This window comes from Sphingobium sp. PNB (genome assembly GCF_019873065.1).
In the GTDB taxonomy this organism is placed as follows: Bacteria; Pseudomonadota; Alphaproteobacteria; order Sphingomonadales; family Sphingomonadaceae; genus Sphingobium; species Sphingobium fuliginis.
In genome coordinates, this window is record NZ_JAINEZ010000137.1 from 1 (window position 1) to 8,239 (window position 8,239).

Here is an 8,239-nt window from a genome sequence, read left to right on the forward strand (position 1 = left end):
GAAGGCGTCGAGGCCTTCCTCGGCAAGTAAGATGCCAAATCCCCCAGCAAACCGTCAGTAGCCGCGGTCCTCACCGGATGCGTACTGCCCTTCCTGCGCCGAGCGTCCCTGTGAATGCGAAACGTCCGACGCATTGGCGCGGGCGAGAAACGGAACAAGGCCGCTGCCGCCGTCCTGCGTGGCCCTGCGCGACAATTCGGCCATGGATTGCTGGCCTTCGGTCGTGCCGCTGCTGCGCGTCCAGCCCGATTGTTTCGTCATGCTCTGGCTCTTTGACGTACCAGTGGTTGTTGCATCCGATGACCCCTGTGTCTCACGCATCACCTCGACCTGGCCTAGCCGCTTGGACAGCCATTCGAGCGTCGTCATGTCCGAGTTCGCGAAGAACTGAAGCAATCCGGCATTGCCAAGGAATGTTTCCCAGCTTTCCTTATAGTGCCTTTTCAACTGCCCCAGATCTTGCAGGATGGTCCACAGTTTCACCCCGAATCCGGCCATCAGCCCAGCCGCTTTTTCAATGCTTTCAAGCCTGCCGATCGCGGCGAATTCATCCAGCACCATGAGCACCGGGTGGCCGCAACGCGGTTGCTCCAATCCTTGCGCTTCCATGCGAAAGAGAATGAGGTTCGTCGCCAGCCGGAGCAATCTCGCATGGGTCGGCAGGAACCGCGCAGGGAGGCAAAGATAAATCGACAGACCGCCATCCGATGCCTTCAACTGGTCGATATCGAGCGGCGCATATTGCCCGCCCTGCAAGGCGCGGCGCATCCACGGACTATCGATGAATTTGGTATTGCGCCGCGCGGTCGATAACACGCTGCCGCGCTCGTTCTCGCCCATGTCGCGCACGGAATTCGCCGCGCCGACGATGATATCCGCTATCGCTTCATTGGCGCATTGGATTCGCGACATGGAATCCCACAGCGCATCGAATGGCGAAAATTGCCGCGCCTTTTCGCCGTGCGTTTCCGCTTCCATATCGTTGAGGAAGGCCGCGCGTTCCGGCTCTCCCTTGGTAAGAAGCTGGCGAACACGGACAAGGCTGCGAAACGTGCCTGTCTCATTGATCGCTACATAGAGGATGAGCGACTCGATGAGAAAACGTGCGCTCTCGGTCCAATGCACGTCCTTATCGCCACCATCGATCATCAGCGCATCACCAATGGCGGCTGCGATATCGATTGCGTCGTCCGCTGCCGCGTCGATGAGATCGAGCGGGTTGAAGCTTGCGCGAAGATGGTCCGGCACATTCGCCACGCCTGCCGGATCAATCACCGCAACCTGATGACCGGGCATGGCGGCACGGATGGTGGCGGTCAGTGTCGCGTTCTCGCCCTTCGGATCGAGAACCATGCAGCTTCCCGGCCAGCGGCGAAGGTTCGGGACAATGCAGGACACGCCCTTGCCGCCACGACTGCCCGCGACCGTCACGATATGGCGATCATCGATATGGCCGACTTCGTTCCCGTCATCATCAAGGCCGACAAACATCATGCCCGGTTGCCAAAGCGGCGCGGACGCTGACCAGCCTGCCGTGCCGAGCAATGCGCCCCGGTTGCTACCGCCCGGAATGCCGCGCGAAAAATCATCGAACAAGGGCATGGCCGCTCCCAAAAAAATCCGGCGCACCTTGCGATGCGCCGGACGATTGGCCGGGGGTTTAACAGCGAACTATGGCCGGAGCGTCGGCGCTCCATTCTGGCGCATATCCGCGCCCGCAACGAACGAGGCCGGGTCGGGAATACCCGCCATCAATTCCGCGACCTTCTTCGCAATCTGGCCTTCCGTCAGCTCGTTCGATTCAGCAACCATGCCTGCCCTTGCCTGCCGCGCGGATTCACACGACCCATGATCGCCAAGGGCGCAAAGCCCGTCATAGATGTTAATGACGAGCGCCCGCCCGCCATTGGTCTGCTCGATAAGGCGCTGGCGAAACTGGATGGCCTGCGCCTCCACCTGAACGCCCGCCTGCGCGATGAGGTTGGTGCGCTGATAGAGCGTGTTGTACGCCCCGACGACTTTCTCCTTGTCGGCTTGCACGGCGGCAAGTTCGCGCTGGAAGACGATTTCCGCCTTGGCCTGCCCGCTACGCTCCGCTTCCGCCAATTTCTCGCGATATTGGTCCTCCGTCATCACCATTTCACCCGGAGCCGCGCCCATCTTCTGATTGAAGATACCACTCTCCGTCCGCGCTTCGATGGTCGCCATGATATCGGTCGGACGAATGCCGGGGCGCAGCACTAGTTCGCCAACGCCAATCGTCGCGGCGAGAATAAGTCCGCCGCTGGCGAGAATGGTCATCATCTGCCGCAGGCGTTTCGTTCCCTGAAATCCGGAACGTGATGCAGATGGCGAGGACGTGGCCGCAGCAATGTTGGTTTTCGCGCCATCGGGCGTTTCGCCGACAGGTTTCATCGGCGGCAGTTCGGGAAGGCTGGGCTGCATGACAATATCCTTTCAGGCATTCGGCCACGCCATTCGCAGCCGCCGCGCATCGGGATAAAATCAGCAATTCATCCTTGCGGGGGGATAAGGTCAGGACGCCGCATCGTCATCGTCCGCAGCCTCAAAAAACGGATCGATATACAGGCCGTCATCAAAACCATCGACATCGGCAGCGCCGCCTAGCAGCATATCGCACAGGATACGGTGCAAAGCGCTTTCCGATGTTCCCCACCCGCCAAGACAGGTAATTTCCTCGCGCATCTGTTCGGCGAACCGCACTTCAAAAACCAGATCGCCAACCTTTGTCACCTCAATCATCATAGCCTTGCCTTTCCTGCTGATGGAAAAACGGCAGTGCAATTTTGAATGACAGCGTTCGGGGGGATAAGATTTGTCAGCCTGATTTCACGGCCAAGCGCGATATCGCGCCAGTACATAGGCTACCAATCCCGGCGCGGCTCTGGTCGCTTGTCTGGACAGCCACGCGGATATCATTCCGGGCGTCAGGCCCGCAGGCTTGTCGCTGGCATCACGCAGCAGAACAGCACCGCCTATCCCGGTGCGCTGACGGTGATGATGCAATTCGGCAAACTCATCGGCGGTTATCTCGACCTTCCGCTGATGCTCGGTCTGAACGAACCGCGCAGGGGTGGCCACATGATCTGGCAACGTCCCAAGACGCGCCATGACATAGTGCCAGTGCGTTTCGCTGGCTGTGTTCGGTTTGGTCCCATCGCTGGTCCACGACTGGATTATCTGGTGCGTCAGGCCGGGTGGAATATCCTTCGCGCGTTTCAGAATCTGGACCGCACCCATTCCCGTCCGCAGGAATTCCGCGTTTAGCTGCGTTCGCATCTCCGGCGTCAGCGACAGGCGTTTGTTCGTCGGTAGCGCAGCCCATCGCGCCATGACATATGCGACATGGGAAGGCACGGCGCTTTTCGTTCCGCCTCTTATCCATTGGCTGACCGTGCCGGAATTCAATCCTGCTGGCTTGTCCTTTGCGCCACGCAACAGCCGCATCGCGCCAACGCCCGTCCGCTCGGCATGATCGCGCAATTGCGCGACGGTATCAGGCGAAAGCGGTTCACGCTTAAGAGAGCTATGCGGATTGGGCGATTTGGGATGAAGGTCGCGCGGGTTTGTCATTCATAACGGGAAGCGGCCGGGATCGGCAGCACTGGTTAAAGTGACCGCACGAACGACGGGGGATTTGTGGTCCGTGCGGCTCGTGGAAACTATCATATCCCGCACCTCGCCAGATAGATAAAATTTGATCTAAATACATGTAAAATTGATGGAAAAATTAAAGCCGCTTTATTCTGACAAGTAAATAATGTCATGGATGACGACAGGTCCAGATACATCATTCGACACTCAGGAGTTGCTACGCGACGTTGAAGCAGCGCGGAAAAACGGCCTTGCTCAAGCGTCCGGCACAGGCGTTGCAGCCACTCTCGATGCCGACGATCAGAGCAATCCCGATCAGGCCCTTGCCGACAACCCCGATATCAACGTCGCGGGCCAACTGGGCATGGCGGCGTTCGATCTTGCCGTGCGTGGCGCGATCTCCGCGAAATTCGCCGTGCAGATTCAGAACAAGCAATTCCACGACGAGTTTTCGATGACGGGCGGCGACGGCTCCTTGCAGAAATATTTCGAGGAACTGTTTGAAGGTTCGCCGGAGGAAAAAAAGAAGCAAGAAAACGAGGAAGCCCTCCGCGAAGCCTTCGAAAATATCGAGGATCGCAAACGCGAAGAACGCGCCGAATGGTCGCGCACCCGCCACAGCTACGCCGGAATCGAAATGACGGGTGAAGAATGGGGCAAGTTCGCCGAGAGGATGGAAGGCGATACGCCGCTTCGTAAATGGCTCTTGGAACGACAAAGGCAGAAAGGCAAAACCGATGCCGAGGCGAAACAGGTTGTCGATCAGATGACATTGCTCGCCAAGATGCAGAACTTGCCGCCGGACCAGTGGACACCGGAGATGCAAGCGCTCGATAGCAAGCTCAAGGCTGATCCTCAGTTGAAGCAGGAACTTCAAGAAAGTTTGCGCGAAGCCAAAAAACAGGATGCCGTTCTTCAAGCCGAGAGTCCTGAGGTGCAACAGAATGTGGAAATCAGATCGACTGGAACCACCGCGTCCACGGCAAATCGTGACGATGCGCTTTCTCAATCCTTGGGCGCGAAAGTGTCACTGCCCACTGGCAAGCTGGAACAGTCTCCGCCGGATAGCGATGCTTCACCATTCCCATCAGCGCCGAATTTGGGCGATCATCATCGCGCTGCAATGGCGGCGACGGAGCCGCTGGACGCCCCTAAACAGATCGCAGCGTTGACGCCAACGCCTGCGCCAGCAGCGCCGGGAGCAGGCTTTGATGCCTGATAGATTATTTCGGTGAAACCATTGCCACTTGCGGATTGAGACGCAACAAGCCCGCAGCGGTATATTCCAGATTTGTCAGGCGCAGCATATCCATCACGCGTCCGTCAGGGTTGCGCGAAATCATTCCGCCCGATTTCAACTCCATATTGCCTACGATGACGACAGGAAGGCCAACCCGGTCATCGCCATTCGCATCGCGGTGAACGCTGTCGGCAACCACCATAGGGCGCGTCCCCAAAGCATCGCCTCTCACTATGACGTTATTGAACGCTCCGCCCAGAAGCGCGGCGCTGTTCACGCCGGGCTTGCTGGCGTCAAACAATCTGACATTCGTCAGCTTCGCCGCAACGCAGACCTTATCCGATGTCTGGGCGCGAGGTTTATCGCCTTCAAGCTGATAGCCCAAGGAGCCGTCCGCGTTCGATGTGACGGTGTTGACGAATTTCGGAAGTTTCACGTCCAGAATATCGCCAGTCGGGTTGTCGATGTAAACGCGGTCGCCGATTATCATTGTGCGCTGGCCTTCGGCCTTGAGCGCAGCGTTCATTTCGGCCATTGAAAGGCATTGTTTGTTATCAAGCGCCATAGCAGGCGATGACAAACCGATTGCTGCTAGAAATGCCGCTGAAAGAGCGGAACGCATAAGGCCTGATTTAGCCATTTTAAACCCCGTTTCGAAAGACGTAACATTCAATGTTCTATGTCGTTCGAAATCTGCGGGTCATATTGACTTTACAGTCTCATTAACCGTGGTCGCTGATACTCCTTTTTTATTGGATTACGCAACGGCCTGTGTTAGAAATTTGGTCAGGAAATCGGCGGTTTGACCGTTGGACAGGATGGCATGGTCCTTTGCAGGGCAGTAGTCTCACTGACCACAGTTCATGAGACTCTCGCCGGACTGCATCTATGACAGCAAAACCCCGCCTCATCGGCTATATCCGCGTTAGCACTGCGGAGCAGAGCACGGACCTCCAATGGGATGCCCTGAGAGCCGCAAATTGCCATAAAATCTATCAGGACAAGGTGTCCGGCACCCGCTGGACCCGCAAAGGACTAAGTGAGGCGCTGGAGGCCGTCCGGCCCGGTGACAAGCTGGTCATATGGCGGATTGACCGTCTGGGCCGTTCCCTCGGTCATATCCTGTCCGTCATTGACGATCTGGGCGAGCAAGGCTCGGCGGTCATCAGCCTGTCCGAGAACTGCGACACCTCCACCGAGAACGGCGAAATGCAGGCCATCTTTCTGGCCGTTGTCGCCCATATGGAATATCGCGCCATCGTCCGCCGTACCCGCGCAGGCGTTGAAGCTGCTGCGCGGCGCGGCAAGCACCGTGGCGGTCGCCCGAAAATGAGTCCCGCCCAGATCGCCGAAGCGCAAATCCTCATGAAGGGCGGCACGATGAAAGCGTCAGCCGTCGCCAAGCGATACCGCGTCGGACGCGCAACGCTATTCCGGAATCTGAAACGCAAAGTCCCCACATCGCTGGCGGCATAGGGCAGACGATCAAGGGGGAGGAATATATCGATGATTGTCGAAACGAAGAAAGGCTCGGTTTCGCTCTCGGGCGCAACGTCCGTCACCGTGAAGCGCAATCCGCTGGCCTATGTGCCAAAAATCATAGGATTGTGCGTCGCCATTATCGGGGTGATTGCGCTGTTGTTTCTGATTGGCGGAGCCATATCGGAACGAGCGCACACGCCTTGGTACGGATGGCTGATAATGGCGTTTTTTGCCGTCGCCATCCTTTCCGGCATGATTGGCGGCGGAATGATAATGGTCGCCGATCCGGGGCGGGAGACGGAGAACGACTTCCGAAAAGAGGAAGACTCCTACACCAACATATCCTTCATTCTTGCCCTGCTTGGCGGACTGTCCCTGCTACTCGCCTTTCTTGCCCCGCCTGTGGAGGGAATCGCGCCCAGCAGCATCGCTAGTGGATTCTCGTGCCTTGCACTCGCGGCCATCATCTATTGGTCGAAAAGCCTTGCGGGCAAACTTGATGCAACAATTGCCTATCCGACGCACCGGACAACCATCAGGGCAATTTCCCCCTACGACGCCGACCAACTGACCGCCGCGTTTCGCGAGCGTCAGCCTGCTGCATAAATCCGACATCAATGCTTGGACTTCTAACGGGCATCCTATAGAACATAAAAAGAACGATGGGATAGACGATGTCATCAACGGATATGTATCGCCGCGCTTTGGCGCAACTAAAGGATAAAGAAGCGAGTCTCGAAAAGGAGTTACAGCGTCACGAGGCTGACCTTCATAAGGCAAAGGAAAATGCCCGCCGCTATGAAGATCAGGCACAGCGGGCCAGCTCGGCTTCTTCAGCCAAGAGCGCCCTGTCTTCAGCCACCCGCGAGAGCAAAAAGGCGCTTGATGCAGGGAAGAAGGTAGCCGACATAAAAAAGAAGCTCGCAGACAATGCCCGCGATCAAGGCAGCAGGCAGCGCTCCCTTCAGTCGTCGGAAAAATCGGATCGTCAAGCGCAAGACCGTGAAGCCGACCGCCGACGACAGAGAGAGAAATCTCATGCGCGTGAAATGGCGCAATTAGCCAAAACCAACGTGCATTACGTCCATCTGAAGCCGCCCGAGCCGGAAAAGCTTCGCGTGCTTTACCTTACTTCAAATCCCGGAATGGACCTCCGAACGGACGCCGAAGTGCGACAGGTGCAGCAGGCTCTTCGTGGCGCTAAATACCGTGATCTGGTTACGGTTGAGCAGCGGCCTGCTGCTACGTTTCAGGATTTGTTGGATGGTCTGAACGATGTCCAGCCACACATCATCCATTTTTCCGGTCACGGTGGCGGTTCATCGGTCGTGATGGAAGGTGGCGAACTGGCAGGCGGGTCTGAGCAAGCAATTTCATTTCCGCTTTTGGTGAAGGCGCTGGATGCAACAGATCATCCACCGACGCTGCTCGTTCTCAACGCTTGCGACACGCTTGAAGGGGCAGAGGTAATCTTGCCCGCTGTTCCGGTTGTAATCGCCATGTCCGACAATGTGCTGGACATGGCTGCCATTCTGTTCGCCCAGCAGTTCTACGCGGCACTTGCAAGCGGGCAGTCGGTCGGCAGTTCACTCAAACAGGCGAAGGTAAAGATCGAGGCTGCAATGATTGATGATGAGGCCAGCGAACTGCCTCAGTGCATCTCGCGTGATGATGTCGACATTTCCTCACTCGTTCTCGTCAAAACAGCGTAGGGCAAGGTAAGAACGAAGAGCGTCGCTTATGCTGACCGCAAGTCGTGTGTGGTAATACCACACAGCCTTGGCAAGGAAGACGCTGCGCTCTTCCGTTGCATCCATCTAGCCCGCCTTATTCACCAAAAGTGTCCTGAAGGGTTGGCGGGAGTGGCGTAAGCCTCTGATCTGAATTAGGAACTGGGTGTCT

The 8,239-nt window shown here is 57.2% G+C and carries 9 protein-coding genes; 4 read left to right on the top strand and 5 right to left on the bottom strand.

Translation table 11 applies throughout. The annotated features are described in order from the left end of the window. Positions 1–54 precede the first annotated feature (54 nt). The 4 genes from K7W03_RS25660 to K7W03_RS25675 form a co-directional block, all read right to left on the bottom strand. The gene (locus K7W03_RS25660; RefSeq protein ID WP_222887732.1) at positions 55–1,602 is read right to left on the bottom strand and encodes a type IV secretory system conjugative DNA transfer family protein; all 1,548 of its coding nucleotides are present in this window, start codon (positions 1,600–1,602) and stop codon (positions 55–57) included. A gap of 69 nt (positions 1,603–1,671) precedes the next feature. After that, positions 1,672–2,445 carry a hypothetical protein gene (locus K7W03_RS25665; RefSeq protein WP_222887734.1) on the bottom strand — a complete coding sequence of 258 codons (774 nt, stop codon included), beginning with the start codon at positions 2,443–2,445 and terminating at the stop codon, positions 1,672–1,674. Between the two features lie 90 nt (positions 2,446–2,535). Continuing rightward, positions 2,536–2,766, bottom strand: a complete 231-nt coding sequence (locus K7W03_RS25670) for a hypothetical protein (RefSeq protein ID WP_222887736.1) — start codon at positions 2,764–2,766, stop codon at positions 2,536–2,538. An 84-nt stretch (positions 2,767–2,850) separates the two neighbouring features. Next, the gene (locus K7W03_RS25675; protein ID WP_222887738.1) at positions 2,851–3,594 is read right to left on the bottom strand and encodes a hypothetical protein; all 744 of its coding nucleotides are present in this window, start codon (positions 3,592–3,594) and stop codon (positions 2,851–2,853) included. 187 nt (positions 3,595–3,781) lie between these two features. Between K7W03_RS25675 and K7W03_RS25680 the strand changes: the two genes are divergently transcribed. Beyond that, on the top strand, positions 3,782–4,834 hold the full coding sequence (locus K7W03_RS25680; protein WP_222887740.1) for a hypothetical protein: 1,053 nt from the start codon (positions 3,782–3,784) through the stop codon (positions 4,832–4,834). 4 nt (positions 4,835–4,838) lie between these two features. Here the strand turns inward: K7W03_RS25680 and K7W03_RS25685 are convergent, their stop codons facing one another. Continuing rightward, a complete protein-coding gene (locus tag K7W03_RS25685; protein WP_222887742.1) occupies positions 4,839–5,495 on the bottom strand; it encodes a hypothetical protein in 657 nt (218 codons plus the stop codon). A 248-nt stretch (positions 5,496–5,743) separates the two neighbouring features. Between K7W03_RS25685 and K7W03_RS25690 the strand changes: the two genes are divergently transcribed. The 3 genes from K7W03_RS25690 to K7W03_RS25700 all read left to right on the top strand — a co-directional run bounded on the left by K7W03_RS25690 (position 5,744) and on the right by K7W03_RS25700 (position 8,049). Beyond that, the gene (locus K7W03_RS25690) at positions 5,744–6,331 is read left to right on the top strand and encodes a recombinase family protein (protein ID WP_222887744.1); all 588 of its coding nucleotides are present in this window, start codon (positions 5,744–5,746) and stop codon (positions 6,329–6,331) included. 30 nt (positions 6,332–6,361) lie between these two features. Continuing rightward, on the top strand, positions 6,362–6,943 hold the full coding sequence (locus K7W03_RS25695; protein ID WP_222887746.1) for a hypothetical protein: 582 nt from the start codon (positions 6,362–6,364) through the stop codon (positions 6,941–6,943). Between the two features lie 68 nt (positions 6,944–7,011). After that, complete coding sequence (locus K7W03_RS25700) at positions 7,012–8,049, top strand: CHAT domain-containing protein (RefSeq protein WP_222887748.1); 1,038 nt, start codon at positions 7,012–7,014, stop codon at positions 8,047–8,049. Positions 8,050–8,239 lie beyond the last annotated feature (190 nt).

What these genes read in the sequence shown, in the direction of transcription:
- K7W03_RS25660 (WP_222887732.1), bottom strand. Translation starts at nt 1,602, where the DNA reads ATGCCCTTGTTCGATGATTTTTCGCGCGGCATTCCGGGCGGTAGCAAC.
- K7W03_RS25665 (WP_222887734.1), bottom strand. Translation starts at nt 2,445, where the DNA reads ATGCAGCCCAGCCTTCCCGAACTGCCGCCGATGAAACCTGTCGGCGAA.
- K7W03_RS25670 (WP_222887736.1), bottom strand. Translation starts at nt 2,766, where the DNA reads ATGATGATTGAGGTGACAAAGGTTGGCGATCTGGTTTTTGAAGTGCGG.
- K7W03_RS25675 (WP_222887738.1), bottom strand. Translation starts at nt 3,594, where the DNA reads ATGACAAACCCGCGCGACCTTCATCCCAAATCGCCCAATCCGCATAGC.
- K7W03_RS25680 (WP_222887740.1), top strand. Translation starts at nt 3,782, where the DNA reads ATGTCATGGATGACGACAGGTCCAGATACATCATTCGACACTCAGGAG.
- K7W03_RS25685 (WP_222887742.1), bottom strand. Translation starts at nt 5,495, where the DNA reads ATGGCTAAATCAGGCCTTATGCGTTCCGCTCTTTCAGCGGCATTTCTA.
- K7W03_RS25690 (WP_222887744.1), top strand. Translation starts at nt 5,744, where the DNA reads ATGACAGCAAAACCCCGCCTCATCGGCTATATCCGCGTTAGCACTGCG.
- K7W03_RS25695 (WP_222887746.1), top strand. Translation starts at nt 6,362, where the DNA reads ATGATTGTCGAAACGAAGAAAGGCTCGGTTTCGCTCTCGGGCGCAACG.
- K7W03_RS25700 (WP_222887748.1), top strand. Translation starts at nt 7,012, where the DNA reads ATGTCATCAACGGATATGTATCGCCGCGCTTTGGCGCAACTAAAGGAT.